Source organism: Acinetobacter baylyi DSM 14961 = CIP 107474, assembly GCF_000368685.1.
GTDB classification, from domain to species: domain Bacteria; phylum Pseudomonadota; class Gammaproteobacteria; order Pseudomonadales; family Moraxellaceae; genus Acinetobacter; species Acinetobacter baylyi.
On record NZ_KB849628.1, the window covers coordinates 439194 to 456131 of the forward strand.

Sequence of the window (16938 nt, forward strand, 5' to 3'; positions counted from 1 at the left end):
TTACGCTGCAAACTTCAAATGAATATCAGGTACCTGCTCATACATTTGTGTATAAAGCTTAAATACAACCTTAGAACAATGAATAATATCTTGCTGATCTTTTTCATCCTTGACCATATTCATCAATTTTTCAAAGTTTTGCATGTGTGAAATATCAAGACTACCGTGTGATTTTAGGTAGCTAAATGCCTGATTTGGTAAGTTAAGATGTTGCTGGATTTTTTCAGCGGCTTCAGTGGCAACAGATACGCTTGTTCCTTCAAGCACATTGACCATACCAAACAGTGCAATCGGATTGACACGTTTGACCTGATCAAACAGAAATGCAACCATTAGTTCAATAGGTAAGCATGGGCGACTATTTTTAACCTGTTCTGGATCAACGCCACATGCTTTTAAATCATTCAAAATCCATTGTTCATGACCCGCTTCTTCTTCAATGTATTCGCATATAGCGGGTTGTAACCAAGATAATCGTTCTGGCAACTGCGCACCTGCAGCCATCATTAATGGCACGGTAAAACGAACATGATGATATGCCTGACTTAGAAAAGCACAATATTGTTCCAGTGAAAGACGGCTATTCAAGGCATCATCAATCAGTGAAGTCGCAAACAATTTTTGTCTTTCTTGAGCGGTTGCTTGTTGAAGCTGTTGAAAAAATGACATAAATTTCTTCCTTTAAGCTGAAAATACATTGTGGTAACGACTGACGATCTCATCACGTCGTAATCGACCATTCGCTGTTGCGAGTTGATTGGTTGTACTAAACGGTTCTGTTAAACGTACCCAGTGTTTGACACGGGCATAATCAGGCAATTTAATATTGGCCTGTTCCACGACCTGCTCAATCTGATCATTGCTAATCGCACTATGTACAGGCCAAAGCAGCGCATAGTTTTCAGGTAAAGCCTCACCATAGACAAATGCCTGACCCACTACGCCAGTTTGACTCAGCAATGCCTCTACCCATTCAGGGTTAACATTACGACCAAAACTGGTAATAAACTGATGTTTCTTACGGCCATGTACGTAAAGATAGCCATCTTCATCAAGCATGCCTAAATCACCAGTCGGCCAGTATTTTACGGGTGCATGGTTGCTCCCTAGATAACCAAGACATTGATTATTTGCGACCAGAATTTCGCCATCATTGGCAATACTGACCTCTACATGAGCTAAAGGTTTTCCGACACTGCCAGCTCGTTGCTGCGCTGGTGTATTTAAGGCAACCACAGAAGCACATTCAGATAAACCGTAACCTTCATAGACTGGCAGATTTAAGGTTTGCGCACGTTTAAGCAAATCTGGATTCACATGACCGCCACCTACCGCAATAAAGCGATAATCTTCGGCCCGTAAAAGTTTGGATGAAACAGCCTCAACCAAAACGCTTAAAAACTGAGGTACTAAAATCAGACTATGCGGCTTACTTTGATTTAAATAATGTGAAAACTGATGAACATCGACACCACTGGCCCCTCTCAATCCTAGATCGGAAGCACTTACCAGCTCGATCTGTGCTCCTCTATACAACATTGCATAACATCCAATATTTTCAAGTAGAACAGCTAAAGGCATCAGAGCCAGGTGTTTTTGTGGTTTTGTTTCATCAATCGCTTCACTTAAGGATTTCGCCACAGTCAGAATTTGCTCACTACCCAGACATACCGCTTTGGGATGTCCAGTGGTACCAGACGTAAATGTCAGTTTTTGTGTTGATTGAGGAAATTCGACAGCTTTTGCTGACTTTAACCGCCAAAAACAAGCATCCTTAAAATAAAGATCAAGATGATCCAAATTTAGATTATCATTTGAAATCACTAAATCTGCCTGAGAAATCTCAAGACAATAATTGAGTTGTGATGAAGAAAAAAATGGCGGTAAAATAATAGTTGGAATTTCAGAAAATAATAATGTCAAATCCCAAAGCATTAAATCAACTGAATTTTCTAAATATAAAGCGACAACTTTTACATCCAGTTGTTTTAATATTTCCTGTCGTTTATTGACCTCACTAAGTAAATCAGCATAGTTGATTGTCTGATATTTATCAGATAAAGCAATATTATAAGGTTGCTGAAACTGATAATTTTCTAATTTAGATTTAAAATCTGAAAGTTTATGCAACATGATCGATATCCTCGGTAAGAGGTTTTAATCCCAAAGACTCAAATACCTGTAACTGATTCAAATTGAATGCGCATAATTTTACATCTGCTGCAAATACATGCGGCTCATGACTATAATAGCTACCCCAATGTTCATATCCATCATTCAAACGTTCTGGATTAGCATCCTGTAAATCCAGTAAAGAAAGCCCTAACTTTTTAAAGCTATTTACCAATTGGTGATGTCCAGTAAAACTCACCCATTTATAATGATTCTCGGCAAGCAGCCAAGTCAGAAAAATAATAATCAAACGTGCACTTCCGTGATGTAGACCAGATAAATTTCCAACCTCAACCACTTGATCACGTATAAAAATCCGACCCGTCTTTTCATTGATAATGAGTTCGATGGATTTATCTAAATACTGTTCCAAAAACAAATCGTGAGTAGACGCTAGACGTAATCCAACCACAGCCTGGCACTGCATTTCTGAGTCGAAAGCTGCAAGAAATATTGGCATAAACTGATAAATTTCAGCAGCATAAATGGCTTTGAAGCGTTGTTGAACAAAATCCTCACAATGTACTCTTAAAGGATGATTTTGATCTACATAATGAAAACTAAACGGAGTTCCTTTATGTGAGATCTGTATTGGAAAACTTTCTTTGAACACTAGACTCATTTGAATATTCCACATATCCGATAAGCTTAGTATTAAAATTAAAAATGAAGAATTACTTAGGAAAAATTAAAGATATTATTTTGTAGTTATTATCAGTATGTAACAAAAATAATCACAAAAATAAACTAAATTTATATTTTTCAGAAAGTTAATAAAATAATAAATATTCAAGTTATGTTAATGCATTTGAAGTCAAAAGCATATAACATAAGGAATGATAATTATTCCTAAACATTAAATATTATCTATGTGCATATTATTCTCTTTTAATAAAATAATAACTGTAAAGCGTGTTTTATTTAAAAAATCAGATTCTATATGAATGACAGCTTTGCAGCATATTTAAGTATAATCAGATACAAATTTACTTAGGATAAAATAGCAATGTCTTCACTCTGGCTAGCTGGTCATGGTATTACTCAAGCTGAAGCAACGATCGACTACCCTCGCCCAGATCGTCTGGTCAATGGTAATCCTAAACGTACAACACACGATCTATATCAACACCCGCATATGAATTGTGGAATTTGGGAATGTGAGATTGGAATGTGGGAAATTCATTTTGCACCAAATAAACAAGAGTTTTTTCAAATTATTGAAGGCAAAGTACGTATTCATGATGCCAATACCAATACATATATTGAAGTGCTCGCTGGTGAAGCTGGCGTTATCCCTCCTGATTTTAAAGGCCGATTTGAAGTAGTAGAAACTGTAAAAAAATATTTTGTGATTGTTGAATCTACTTAGAATTTAATTCAAAAAAATACGGCATGAGTACAAAACCTCATGCCATATACGCTAAAATTATTTTTTAATTATTTACTTTTTTTATTATCTCTATATTTTGAATATTTACTTTTTTTAATTTTGGCATCATCATTTTTATTATAAAGAAAGTTAACAAACTAATTAGAAGCATAAGAATAACTTCCACACTCATGCTCAAAAAAAACAAAGATGTATAAAACAGAAAAAAAGCAGGTACACATATTTTTATTTCTTTAAAATATAAAGTAATAAATATTCCAAATACAAAAGAAGATATGGAAATATTTAAAATATCATTCATTCCTATATTTTTTAAAATAACAACAATCAGACAAAGTGCAATGATTGAAGCGAGAAAAACAAAAATATTTTTCACTATAAACATCATACTTTCTCCTCTGTGAGCAATTTAATTAACCTTTCCCCTAGAACCCGCTCTAGGGGGAAAGATTCTTATACATCACCTTATAATTTAAAGAGCCCTTTTCTTGAGAGTATTTCTATTAATCAAGAGATCTTTATAATTGTTGGGCATCTTCAGTTAATGTTCAGATTTCTGGGAAATAATTAATTACCTTCTGATGTACAAGAGCCAGTATAAAGAACCTCAAAACTATCGATATAATCTTTGGCTTACATGATTGTGAGAAATTGCTTACATTTGATTATTTATTAACCTATTACTGTAATAATATTTAATAATTTTTTATATAAAAAACAATTATTTATTTTTAATATATTTAAAAAAATTTTTCTCATTTTTACAAAACCTCATAACAGTGTATAGGTTTATTAACAATTAAACATAAGGTTTTGTTTTATATATGATTAAAAAAATAGCATTCATAAAACACAAAGAAAATTGGAAAAATTCACTTTTGGAAGCGTCTAGATGTATCATATACAGAACTAAAGCTCTTTTATCATTTATGAAATGATATAAGTGGTTTAAGAAACTATATAAATTGCTTAAATTACATGATTCGAGGTTTTAGTTGTGCACATACGTTTGTGTTATACAAGTAGTTGGAAAGGTGAGCAACGGGACCTTCTGGAAGACTTGAATCATATTTTGAGTTGTTCTAGAGAATTTAACTCAAATAATCAAATCAATGGTGTCCTGTATTATGCAGACGGATCTTTTTTTCAATGTCTTGAAGGTGAGAAACTATCTGTGATTTATCTTTTTGAAAAAATTAAAACCGATATACGACATTCAAATATTATTGATTTTGGATTCGATCCTATTCATGAAATTAGCTTTAAAAAATGGTCTATGAAATATGTTCAAAAAAAAACAGATATCGACCTTTTTTTTAAAGCATTAGGTTATGGAAGTTTTTCACCGCAGGCGCTTGATAAAACAACTTTGCCTCTTTTTATTGAAAAACTGATAAAAACGGATCAAACCAAAATTCGTAAAAGAATCGGACTAAATAACAGAGGAATTAATCCATTCTTATAGGAATTAAATCAATCTACGACGTTTTTTGGTTATAACTTTTATCACTTTATAAAAGTGCCGTTCATCTTGAATGATTTGATTAATTTCGGCATGGTCAAGTTTTTCCCATAAATCAAATGGGAAAAACTCAGAGTTTTCTGCATAGATCCAAAACCATTGTTCGCTAAATGTATTTTTAGATGGATCATAAATAGTGTCTTTCACTCTAACAACACTACATCTGCGGAAAATTTTATCTTGCAAAACTATTTCATGATTGTACATGATAAAGTTTCCTTATGTTAACAATCTAAACTACTATAATTTCAACATTACTGATGGTAAATCTTTCTTATGAGAGAATATAGTCGTAGAGTGTAAGTATTCTGTTGAATCAGTTTATATCAAGTTTCACCACTATATTCCTACAAACTTAAAAACCAATTCAATAAAAATAATTTAAATTCAATATCTTATACCTAACTTTAGCACAATATTTTCAATATCATATCAATACTATAAAAGGATTATGATATGTAGCTTAAGATTAAAAAATAATTTACAAGGTCTTAAGGAAGATTATTTTGATTATGGAATATAATGATAGTCATGGTAATCTTTTCTAAGATATTTAAAATCAATTCATGAAAATATTTCATCGAATGAAAAACAGAGAACTTGATATAATTCAATGCTCTCAATATTCCCCAGAAGAACTACAAATATATTATAGAGATCAAAGTTTTATACCGTTAATTTTAATGAGATATGTACAGAGTATATAAATTTTTTTGAGAAAAAGCATGACCAGTAAAATCGTAGAAAATGATAAAAAAGTGCCTAAACGTTTATCTCGGGTGCACTCAAACAGCTTTGATTATTCATTAGATTTTAAAGAAATTGACTTTCGAAAAAAACCTGAACTCTATCGCATTGGTAAAGGTGAGCAAGGTGTACTGCTCGTGGAACCTTATAAGTCTGAAATTTTACCTTTTTGGCGGTTTGCAGATGAAGAAAAGGCACTAGAAAGCAGCACCAAAATTTATGCATTATTTTTAGATTATCTCGAAAATAACGATTTTATAGGTGCAGATATGGCTCGAAAATTTCTACAAATGGGATATACACGAGCACGGCGCTATGCCAATCATAAAGGCGGTAAAAAATATAAAGGGCCTGTTCCTCAAGATAAAAAGGGATTGAGCGGTGCACATGGTCGGGAAGAGCTCCCCCGACAGCAAGAAGACCCCATAAAAGCCAAGGCCGCCCAGATTTTTAAAGAAAAGTGGAATCAAGCCAAACAGAATCCTGACTATTTAAAGCAAAAAGAAAGCTTTAAGCAAAAATACTTATCTTCTTAAAAGCCTATGACATTGTCAAAACTTGAACTCAGTAATACTAAAATGCACGAATATTTAAAATATTACTGAATCACCTCAATTAAGTACAAGTGATTCCTGCACTATTTTTATAGTAATCTGTTGCTGTTTTTAGCTCTTCCAATAATTTTGGTTGAGTAAATTCTTGTGGTTTTAAGTGCAATAATGCTGGCATATATTCAGATTTATAAACCTCTGGCCAGTCTTTACATAAAATTCGAATACGATCTTGTTGAACTGTTTTAGGGTCATCCAGTTGATCCATGAAACGGCTAATTTTTTGATCGGATTTTTCAAATTGAGCTTTATAATCTATTTCTGGGTTTGAAGGTTTAAACTGAACAGACGATGCGGGTGCAGGCTGCGCGACAATCTGCTCAACCTTTTGATCTTGAGATGGTTGTTGACGATCTTTCGCATCTTGAGAGTGCTTATCACATCCGACTAATGTAAGTGTGAATATTGAAAGTGCTATGAGTGCATGTTTCATGATGAAGTATTTAATTAACAATGTTGATAATAAGATGAGTCATACAGATCACAAAAACAAGATCCGAAAAAACATATATCAATGAGAATATTTTAACGATAGATCATGCCACTGATTCTTCGGATTTTTTACGCGTAGATATCCAGCACAATAGTGCTTCCCAGGCTCACCATACATGGGGCCCAAAGTCACGACTCACTTCTTTAATTAAGGCAACAATCATGCTCCTCAGACAAATTGCTGTTAATCCCATCAAAGTCGCTTTTTTAGAACTCATTTTATCTATTTTTTGAAACAAACCAAAGCATACTAAACCCTAACTTCAATATGAAAAAGCAAATTTGTCATTCAAAAATAAATAGACCATGTATGAAAATTGGTTTAGCTATTTAATATTTTCATACATGATGATGATCTATCCATAAAAAACCGAAAACCCGATGGATCAAATTTTCGGTTTTTCTAAATTAAACTCAAACAATCTTTTAGTAATTGATGGTATAGGCTAAAGCAAAGGTACGTCCCTGCGCTGGAATATCCAGATACGAGTTACTATTGGTCACTGCTGCTTGCTGAGCAAATACAGTTTTGTACTGGCGGTTCCATATATTATATACACCAAAATCGATTCGACCTTTGTAAGCTGGGAAGTGCGCCAAGACATCCATGGTGGTATAACCTTTAATATCAGCAGCAGAGTTATAGTCGTTATTATACCCCATAGCATTTAATTTTTGATCATCCTTATAAGCTTTGCTAGTACCATTAATAGCTAATGCTTGTACTCTCAAGCCATAACCATTTTGATTCCATTCAGCAAATAAAGTACCTTTCATTGGTGATACAATGAATGCATTTAGTTCATGCCAATTATTTGCGGCATCTTTATATTGCCCTCTGGTGTAACCCAACGTTCCGCCGACTTTGTAATTTTCCATAAAAGGATAACTAACAGATGCTTCAAGTCCATAAATACGCTGATCAGTATTAACTACCAAAACATCACTGTTAGCAAAACTTACAAATTTATCAGACGTATTATAAAAACTTGTTAAAGTACTACTCAAACCATTATCATTATTTAATCGCCAACCGAGTTCATAACTATTCACAGATATAGGTGCAACTCCTGAGGTATCTATGGCTGCCTTTAAACTATTTCCTCTTAGAATTCGTTGTACATCTGGATAACTAAAGCCTTGGGAGAAATTAGCAAATATTTGTTGAGTATCGGTCAATTTATATACTGACCCTAAATTAAATAAAAATTTATCGCTATTTGTTGACCCTGATGGGCGAAAATTTGCAGTACTTTCAACTCTTCCAGCTCGGTAATAACTATCATTATCTGCTTTTATATACTGATATCTTATGCCTGATTGAAAACTCAAGCGATCATTCAAATTATAATCACCTTGTAAAAACACACCAAGATTCTGAATCTTTGCATCTGGGCCATAATCAGACGTGAGGTTATCTGGATTACTCAAAGTATATGTAAGGAACTGACTATCTGATTGTAACCAATCGACATATTGATGATCCCATTCAACATCATAATCAAGCCCATAGCTAAGTTTTAAATCTCGTTCAGCAATTTTAAAATCTGATTGGACAGTTGAACGAATACCAGCATACTCAATATCTGACTGAGATTGAGAAAAGTTTAAGGTTTGCGATCTACGGGCAGGATAAAATCTGGATTTTTCATTACGATAATAAGCTTCAATATTTAATGTCTGTGCGAGAAAATCTGAATTCTGATATTGTGTATTCACTGCATAACGTTCTGTAAAGGGCTGATTATCTAAATTTTGGCCCTTAAGTGGCTTATAGTAGTCAGATGTCGTATTGGCATAATCTACTCCGTAATCAGTGTCTTGCTTATCTTTATAATACTGCGCACCCAAGCTTAAAGTCTGGGTATCTGTTAAGTTAAAACCCAAACGTCCATTTATATCTAGAGTATCCGTATCCATCGTACTGCCCTGCCACGGGCTCAAAGAAATGCGATCACCATTACCATCAAATTGCGAACCACGGCTGGTAAAATTTGCACCTAAAAAACCATTTACTTTGTCTGTACTAAACGATGCTGTCTGGCCAATCTCATAGGCCAATCCATCTGCACGAAAATTATCAGCAGAAGTTATTCCTAATTTTGTAGAAAAACTGACAGGCTTATCTGGATTTGCACGTTTGGTAATAATATTGATAATCCCACCCGTCGCACCTGAACCATAGATACTTGTAGCGCCAGAAATAACCTCTATATGATCAATCATTTCTGGGCTGATACTATTAAGCTGACGTGCAACATCACGTGAACCAGTTTGTGAAACTCCATCAATCATAATGAGGACATTACGACCACGCATCGTTTGACCATAATTACTGCTGGTTCCACTACTCGGTGCAAGCGATGGAACTAACTGTGCCAAAATGTCAGCGACCTTTCGTCCAGCACCCGCTTGCTGAGAAATCTCCTCACCTTTAATGTTTTGTACTGTCCCCGCAATTTCTGCAATACTTTTAGGCGTTCGTGTTGCAGTCATCACGATTTTATCAAGTTTTGCTGCTTCTTTTTGAGCGTCGTTCTGCGACGGTATTTCAATAACTGTTTGATCTTCAGCATATAAACAACTGGAAATAGCAACAGCCAATATACACAAGCTAAATTGAGTTTTACCCATGTCTTTCTCTAAATCAAGATAATAATAAGTTTAGCAATGATAATCATTAACAAAAGTAATGTAAAAAATATTATTCATTTGCTTCTATTAATGTGTGAGAGACTTCACAAATATTTAAAAAATTTTCTCGATAACAGTGATATAGCACAGCTTTTTTTTCTGGCATATCTATTATGGTCTGTGCCTCAAAAGCAATTTGATCTGCAATATAACTATAGGATTTTACTGCAACATCTGGTTCTCCTACAATTTTGCTGGCATCTGAATTCTCAAAAATAAAAAAACACATCATTTTCATAACAGCACGAAAATGTCCTTTTCCAACGACATTTTTTTCACCTAATAAAATATGCCAACCCATATCAGATGGTTTTGCATCATAATAAAATGCTAATCGGTCTCTTGCCGCTTCGTATATTTCCAAATAGCCCGCATCCTGCTCATCAATTTGGATAATATAGAGCCGTTGATGATCATCCATTAACATTTTCTCAAAATGTATCATCAGCTCTATTTTTGATTTATTGAGCTGCCACTGTGGAATTACATGTGGTTCATGCATCCACTTATATAGCAAATCAAAATCCTGCTTTAGATTGACAGCACGTAATTGATATACATGGCCTTTTTCAACATACTCAAACATATCTGGTAATTGAGTAGACGGCGTAGACAGTACACGATTAGCTTTCATTCTAAATTCTCTCTGGAAAATGATAGTAATCATCAATTAAATTTTGACTAAAGAATTGGCTATGTTTTTGTTGTTCATCCTGTTGTAAAGCCTGAAATTTGGGCAATAATTGCTTTGCCTGATCTTCTTTCAGAATAAATACGCCATCTGCATCTCCAATCATGATATCTCCTGAATCAATACAACTATGTTCAAACTGAATGGTTTGATCAAAATCTACGATACTTTCCCCTTCCTTACGTGTAGTCAAACAACTCACAGATTGAGCAAACACTGGAACTTTCATATTTCTAATCGCCGTTATATCAGTTATTGCACCTAGCACGACAACGGCTGCTAATTGATGAAAAATTGCTGCCCGATGACGCTGCTCTCCCCAGCAAGCACGATGTTTAAGTTTACGTGCATCAATGACCAACACTTCACCTGGTGTACTTTCAATGAGTGCTTGACGCAAATTTGTTGCGTTAATTGAATGGAGTACCACTGTTCTTACTTTTCCCACCACATGATGTACTCGATTCATCGCATGAATTTGAGGCAAATGACCATCATCTATAACATGACCAATGGTTGAGGTGGCAATGTCTGTATAATCACACAGCCCGCTATTTAGATATTTTTGCATACATATTTGTCTCTTGTTTTATCGCGCTTACGCAAAGGACAACCTTTGCAATACTCATGTTCTGCTTCTGGAAGCTGAAAATAAAAACAGCATTTTTCCCGAGCATACGTATTGATATCACTAGACCAATGATCAATAAGATTTGAAAAAGGATTCGTCTTTAATCCAAATACATCGGCATGTAAATGAGCTAAGTAATGTCGTTGTTCTTGAATATTTTGTTCCACCGCAAAGGCTACACCTCTACGCTGAAGCATGTCGTAGAATTGTAATATCCTTAACGCGGTATTTTCCCAAATTAATGACATTGTGACTTTAGTTACACGGCTAATGACTTTAAAAATGCAGGTTAAGTCATTAACAATCTGATTGAAAAGTGAAGTAAATCTTTCATGTCTCTGGATCAATCTATGATTTTCTTTCCTATGCATATCGAGCAATAGCGTTCTATCCCATAACCAATCTTGAGGAAGGTCTAGCACAACCTGATCAAGTGACCATGATAAAGACACTTGATTTATCAACGCACCGTACCAATACGGATAAAGTAAGGGTACTGCCCAGTACTTTATAAACATTGAACCTGCACAAGTCAGATTTCTTGCCTCTATTCTTGATGCAAAGTCCTGAATAATCTCACGACAGCTTAGTGGATCAAGCAAATCTGAGGCATGATAGCGACCTGCATTTACCTGCTGGATCTGGATCTGGATATCTGATTTCAACGTATTTTGAAACACCAAGAAATCAGAATCATTGTCGTCGTTATCAAAATGTTTGACTGGAATAGAGACAAGCATATCCAGCGCCCTTTATTGTATTTGCAGAGCACGTTTAAGTGGATTACAGGTGCGTCCAAAACTCGACGGCATGCTTCCTATTCGATTATTCTGCTCTAGAAGCGGATGAATCAATTTTTTATAAGGCCATTCTTCTTGCTCGAAAAGTAGATCATGCAGTTGCGTTCGAGCTTGATCTGAAAATGGAACATGATCCAGCGCCTGTTTTAAGGCCTGTGCCAAAACAGTCCACAATTCGGATTCGCTCAAGTCATAATAGCTTGCAATACTCTCTAGAATACTGGATAGATTGACCTGAATGCCTAGCGTTTGTAGATAGGTCATCAGCTCATCAACAGTGTCATAATACAAAGTAATTCTAAAGTCATGTGGACTTAAATACTTCGGATCTGAGAGCCCTGCCTGCTGCATCCACGGTAAATGAATTCGAACAGAGTCATGATCACGAAGTAAGAAGCCACTAAAATGCCCAGCTTTAAGTACAACACAAATATTCTGGCCATGAATTTCCCCCATGAGCCCCATTCGGAAAAGTCTTAAGTTCACCTCAAAAAAATCATGACATAAATTGAAAAACACTTCTCGAATACGTTCTGGCGTTGTATCTGCATATTGCCATTTCATGATCAAATCAAAAACAGATAAATTATTATGGGTCAATTGACCCAGACTTGCCATCGGGATCACTTGGTAAGGCGAATCCATCAATTCGGCAGGAACCTGACGACGTTGAGCAGCTAAATGCATCGGACGTTCATCAAACAATGTTAGATTATCTGGATGTAAAAGATCTGGTTGATCAGGTAAATACCCCCACCATTGATTTTCATTACATAACCATAAGCGCTGTGCCAAAACGGCGTCATGTATCTTGGCTTGCTCTAATAACTGCTGGTTTTTTTGTCCATTAATCATTTTTACAATGGGCAAATAACGTAATGAACCTAAGGATTTAACCGCTAAAGGCAATTTCAGATGATCTGGTGAGTGCTTTTGATACACCAAACTTCTCAGTGAAGAACTGGCATAAAAATCATCACTAAGAAACTGCAATGGCATAATCGTATGAGCTCTAATTTCGTCTTTAAAATATTTGTGTAATACATGCTCAAATTGCCAGGCATGTATAGGCAATGCCATATAGCTTGAGTCAAGATTTTTATGCTCTAGTTCCATTTGAAGTGCATCAAACTGAGCGCCATTTAAAAAAATATGAGCGGGCTGTTGTGTGTCACGGTCTAGAATATCTTTCCCATACACCAGTTTATCTTTTTTGATTGCCACCCAGCGAACTTCTATTTTTTGCTGGAACTCAGGACTAAAATTCTGATATTCAGAGTCTGAAAAACCATCTTTCAGTTTTGCTAATGGATGATAAGGTCTATCACGTAGTGCAGCGTATTGCTCAAACTGTAAAAATAAATCAGATGGACATTGCTCTGGGCAAAGTTGATACGAAATAGAGCAATTTTGGCTTAATTTAAACTGTTCGATACTTTGTGCAAGATCTTGAGCAAACTGTTGTAATTTCTGCTTGTCACATTTCTCAAATATACCTAGCGCTTGCAGCACATCAAAAGTTTTCAAAGGTGAAATACTAGTGAGTACAATATTTTGCGAATCCTTTTTAAAATGAAAAACATAATCCTGCATTTGCCATGGCTGCTTAATAGCCTTTTTAACAGGAATAATCAGCCCTTCATTTAGAGATTGATCCAGCAAAATCACAAAACTGTTATGCTGCTGATAATTCACCATGAACGGATTAAGTACGTCTGGATATTTTTGTACATACTCACATAGCATGTGCTCATGGGTCAGAATCGTAGCATCCGAAATATAACCTTCCGCTAGCAGGCTGTTGATGAAATCAATCAGTATCACCTGCTGAATTTGAGTTTGCGGTCGTAACATGGTGTTCATCAGACATTCTCCCAAGATTCAACACGACGAAATGGGTAAAGTGGATTTGCTATCTGTTTGAACTGCGCTTGCGAATCTCCGAACAAACGGCGTTTGGTAAGTGATTCGACGCAATACTCGGCTGCAAAGACATTAAATTTGGCAAAACGCTGACTGTACTCTGGATAAGTGTCCTGAAAATCGTAAATAACCCCAGCCGTTTTTTTCCAAAATAATGCTTCATCAAAATCAATGTTTTGTTGCAAACCAATCGCAATATCACTCAGCGCCACAAAGAACAAACATACACAACTCATATCACGAACTGCATTTAGGTCATTCGTCAGAATAAATGACATGCGGTTTGCTTTGGCATGTTCAGCAGGAAGTTGATGTAATTGGGGTAACTGCTCTGGATGAGTTAAATGTTCGGGACTAAAGCGCACGCCATCATGAAAATCTTTTAAGATAATGCGCGTCGGCCAACCATTGCGGTGCACCAAGATAATATTTTGTCCATGCGATTCCGATCCAATCCCTTCGCCATATAATAGAAATAAAATAGGTTGAATCACCACTTTAAGTAATTGTTCGACCCATGCCTCTGCACCATATTCATTAAGCCAAGGCTGAATCAGCAAGCTGTTATCCGACTGCACATGGCCAATACCATTCAGCGGAATAGCCTGCTCCTGTGGTTTAAGATACTGATGAACGCTTTCACGCCATAAACTACCAATCGTTCCATAAGCCTGTTTCGCATGGGAAGAAGGTAATTTGGTAAAATCTACAGCCGAAGCATGTACCTCACGTAAAATTGCGAAATCTAGTACCTGAGCAATCTCACTGGTATTGATCAAACGCTGTAACCAGTCCGTTATTAAAGGACCATTCATGGCGGTATGAGTCGCGAGAATACGCGAGCTAGACGTATTGATCATACTCATGGACAGTTTAATGTACGGTTTTTCAGGATGCTTTAAATTGGTTAGAGTTCTTAATGACTGCTGTGCAACATAAGACTGATCATCCCTTCCCAAATAAATAATCTGCTGGGACGAAATTTCCTCAAAGAATACTCGAACAAGAGTATTTTCCCATTGCCAGGGATGTACAGGTATCCAGACATAATCATGCTGATTCACTTTGTGCTCATTCAGAACGTGACTAAATCTAAGATGATCCTGTTGAGAAAGTTGATGGTTTAAATAGTCATCTGCCTGAATGTCTATAGAGGAATTGACCGTTGAAATTGAACGATGTACCGCCAACCACACCAGATGTATAGGCTGTGCAAACTCAACACCATATCTAAGATTATCCTGCAAACTAAAGCCGACGCGTGATTTGTAACACGGATGGTAAGGGTGCCCCTCCATCAAATATGTTTCTAACTCCTCATAACTATACTGACTTGCGGGAAGTGAATAGGCTCTCTGACAAATTTGAGACTGAAGATCATGGATAAATGTACGCTTCATCTCATAAATAAAATCATCACGTTTTTCTGCGTGTTCTATGCCATGCACCAGTTCATCCAGAACCAGATTCAAACTGGCACGGCTTTGCTGTCCTGCATCATTTTGACGTATGACATCCTGTTGATCTAAGCGAACTAAACCAAAACTTAAATAGTATTGTCCAAAGGCATGATATTCAACTGGACGTTGTTCATGATCATAAGCATAGATCGTGAATACGCCATCTTTATGATCACTTGAAACAATATTTTCAAAAATTAAAGCCTGTAAAAGCTGTTTGATCACACGTTGTTCGACTCGATGTACCGTTTTGGCATCGGGTTGTTGCCATGCAACGTATGGAGAAAGTGTAAAATCATCTTTGCCTAATAAAGTTTGTAAGTTTCCCATATCTTTTCCTTAATTTTTTAAATCTTTGATGAACGATGAGCATCCAATGGTTTGGAATACGGAAATTTCCACGCGTAAGGCAATGCCAGCAGGAGTAGCGCTGCACATATCAAAAATAATTCGCGAATTGAGGTCAGTTGTGCTCTATCCAAATCGTAGGATGCTAAAAGTGAATGTGTCCGGATTTGTAAGTAAAGTGCTGCGATTACAACCGCGACAGCAGAACAAGTGCGTCTAAGCAGATTGTTGATGGCTGCACCCTGTGTCACCAATTCCTGATCGGATAAGCTATTAAGCCCTGCTGTAGTTGCAGGCATATACGACAGACCAAAACCCAAACCATGTAGAGCCATACATACGATCAGATAGGTCAGAGGTAAATGACCACCCAAAGCCAGTCCTATAAATGCCAAAGCAGTAAGAATGATGCCAAATGAAATCAGAAATTTTGCACCATGTTGGTCGAGAAACTCTCCCGCCCACTTACTACATAAACTGGTGGTAAGGGCACTTGTCATCAGTAAAATACCCGTCCAGATAGGACTGAGTTTCAAGGTGTTTTGTATAAATAACGGAATGACCAATAAGCTAATAAATAATCCAGTTGTATGCATGACCGAAATGAACAAACTATAATTAAAGCCTTGACTGTTAAATATTTGCCACTTGATCAGAGAAGACTGCTGTTTACGGGTTATTATCCAAAACCATAGACCTGAAAGTATGCTTATGAGTATTAGGAGAAAGAACTTGAAGCTTTCCAGATCAGACAAGGTTTTGACCTGACTCAGCGCCAGTAGCAAACTGATGATCGATGCAGACAATAGTGAATAAGCAAACCAGTCGAACCTCTCAGAGCGATTTTTAGTCTGCTTTGGCAAATGTATCCAGCCCAGCACCAAAGCAAGCACACCAAAGGGAATATTCACTAGAAACAAAGCAGGCCAATCCCACCAGATTAAAAGCACTGCACCCAACATAGGACCGCAGGCCAGCGTCAACATGATCATGGCTCCCCATAATCCAGTTGCTGCTCCGCGTTTTTGTTGTGAGGTGACTGAAAAAATAATACCCAGTGATAGTGGGATCATGAGTCCACTTGCAAAACCTTGCACTGCCCGCACGGCCAGTACCGTTTCATAATGTTTTGCACAACCGCCAATCGCTGATGCCAATACAAATAATGCAAGTGCGCCAAGATAAACTTCACGTTTACCAAATCGCTGACTCAAGAAACCAGTAAGCAGCAGACTTAAACTCATGGCCAGTAAAAAACTGACCATGAACCAGCTCACAGCCGCTTCACCAATATTAAAATCATGCATCAGTTGTACAAGTGCAGGATTAAAACTACTATTGTTAAGACTTACTGTCCCAGTTCCCAACATCACGCATAGCATCACCCACCGAGATATCATTGATTTTTCATCACATGAATGTTGAGTAGCGTGTACTCTGGATATATCAGTCATGAT

General features: G+C 36.4%; 16 protein-coding genes. 3 read left to right on the plus strand and 13 right to left on the minus strand.

Annotation, left to right across the window (positions count from 1 at the left end):
• The 3 genes from F952_RS11415 to F952_RS11425 are packed head-to-tail and all read right to left on the minus strand — an operon-like array spanning window position 1 to window position 2794.
• A complete protein-coding gene (locus F952_RS11415) occupies window positions 1-669 on the minus strand; it encodes an iron-containing redox enzyme family protein (protein ID WP_004927578.1) in 669 nt (222 codons plus the stop codon).
• A 12-nt stretch (window positions 670-681) separates the two neighbouring features.
• Window positions 682-2133: an AMP-binding protein gene (locus F952_RS11420; protein WP_004927579.1), complete on the minus strand. Its 1452-nt coding sequence runs from the start codon at window positions 2131-2133 to the stop codon at window positions 682-684.
• A complete protein-coding gene (locus F952_RS11425) occupies window positions 2123-2794 on the minus strand; it encodes a thermostable hemolysin (protein ID WP_004927583.1) in 672 nt (223 codons plus the stop codon). Before F952_RS11425 ends, F952_RS11420 begins: the two co-directional genes overlap by 11 nt.
• A 384-nt stretch (window positions 2795-3178) precedes the next feature.
• On the opposite strand from F952_RS11425, the gene F952_RS11430 reads away from it, so the two are divergent.
• The gene (locus tag F952_RS11430; protein ID WP_004927586.1) at window positions 3179-3541 is read left to right on the plus strand and encodes a cupin domain-containing protein; all 363 of its coding nucleotides are present in this window, start codon (window positions 3179-3181) and stop codon (window positions 3539-3541) included.
• A 64-nt stretch (window positions 3542-3605) separates the two neighbouring features.
• Here F952_RS11430 and F952_RS11435 read toward each other — a convergent pair whose 3' ends face one another.
• Window positions 3606-3950, minus strand: a complete 345-nt coding sequence (locus F952_RS11435) for a hypothetical protein (protein WP_004927588.1) — start codon at window positions 3948-3950, stop codon at window positions 3606-3608.
• A gap of 609 nt (window positions 3951-4559) precedes the next feature.
• On the opposite strand from F952_RS11435, the gene F952_RS11440 reads away from it, so the two are divergent.
• A complete protein-coding gene (locus F952_RS11440) occupies window positions 4560-5027 on the plus strand; it encodes a BLUF domain-containing protein (protein WP_004927590.1) in 468 nt (155 codons plus the stop codon).
• Window positions 5028-5030: 3 nt separating this feature from the next.
• Here the strand turns inward: F952_RS11440 and F952_RS11445 are convergent, their stop codons facing one another.
• Window positions 5031-5291, minus strand: coding sequence for a hypothetical protein (locus F952_RS11445; RefSeq protein WP_004927592.1), 261 nt, complete (start codon window positions 5289-5291; stop codon window positions 5031-5033).
• Window positions 5292-5809: 518 nt separating this feature from the next.
• Here F952_RS11445 and F952_RS11450 point away from each other — a divergent pair.
• Entirely contained in the window at window positions 5810-6367 is a 558-nt protein-coding gene (locus tag F952_RS11450; protein ID WP_004927595.1) for a DUF4385 domain-containing protein, read from the plus strand.
• A 79-nt stretch (window positions 6368-6446) separates the two neighbouring features.
• Here F952_RS11450 and F952_RS11455 read toward each other — a convergent pair whose 3' ends face one another.
• The 8 genes from F952_RS11455 to F952_RS11490 form a co-directional block, all read right to left on the minus strand.
• Window positions 6447-6875, minus strand: a complete 429-nt coding sequence (locus F952_RS11455; protein WP_004927599.1) for a hypothetical protein — start codon at window positions 6873-6875, stop codon at window positions 6447-6449.
• A gap of 485 nt (window positions 6876-7360) precedes the next feature.
• Window positions 7361-9568 carry a TonB-dependent receptor gene (locus tag F952_RS11460; protein ID WP_004927600.1) on the minus strand — a complete coding sequence of 736 codons (2208 nt, stop codon included), beginning with the start codon at window positions 9566-9568 and terminating at the stop codon, window positions 7361-7363.
• 70 nt (window positions 9569-9638) lie between these two features.
• Window positions 9639-10262, minus strand: coding sequence for a GNAT family N-acetyltransferase (locus F952_RS11465; RefSeq protein WP_004927603.1), 624 nt, complete (start codon window positions 10260-10262; stop codon window positions 9639-9641).
• 1 nt (window position 10263) lies between these two features.
• Window positions 10264-10890, minus strand: a complete 627-nt coding sequence (locus F952_RS11470; protein WP_004927606.1) for an RraA family protein — start codon at window positions 10888-10890, stop codon at window positions 10264-10266.
• Window positions 10875-11690 carry a (2Fe-2S)-binding protein gene (locus F952_RS11475; RefSeq protein ID WP_004927608.1) on the minus strand — a complete coding sequence of 272 codons (816 nt, stop codon included), beginning with the start codon at window positions 11688-11690 and terminating at the stop codon, window positions 10875-10877. The genes F952_RS11470 and F952_RS11475 overlap by 16 nt, the downstream gene beginning before the upstream one ends.
• A 12-nt stretch (window positions 11691-11702) precedes the next feature.
• Window positions 11703-13613 (minus strand): IucA/IucC family protein, encoded by a 1911-nt coding sequence (locus F952_RS11480; RefSeq protein WP_004927611.1) that lies wholly within the window; start codon window positions 13611-13613, stop codon window positions 11703-11705.
• Window positions 13613-15463, minus strand: a complete 1851-nt coding sequence (locus tag F952_RS11485) for an IucA/IucC family protein (protein ID WP_004927613.1) — start codon at window positions 15461-15463, stop codon at window positions 13613-13615. The genes F952_RS11480 and F952_RS11485 overlap by 1 nt, the downstream gene beginning before the upstream one ends.
• Window positions 15464-15480: 17 nt before the next feature.
• A complete protein-coding gene (locus F952_RS11490) occupies window positions 15481-16935 on the minus strand; it encodes an MFS transporter (RefSeq protein WP_004927616.1) in 1455 nt (484 codons plus the stop codon).
• Window positions 16936-16938 lie beyond the last annotated feature (3 nt).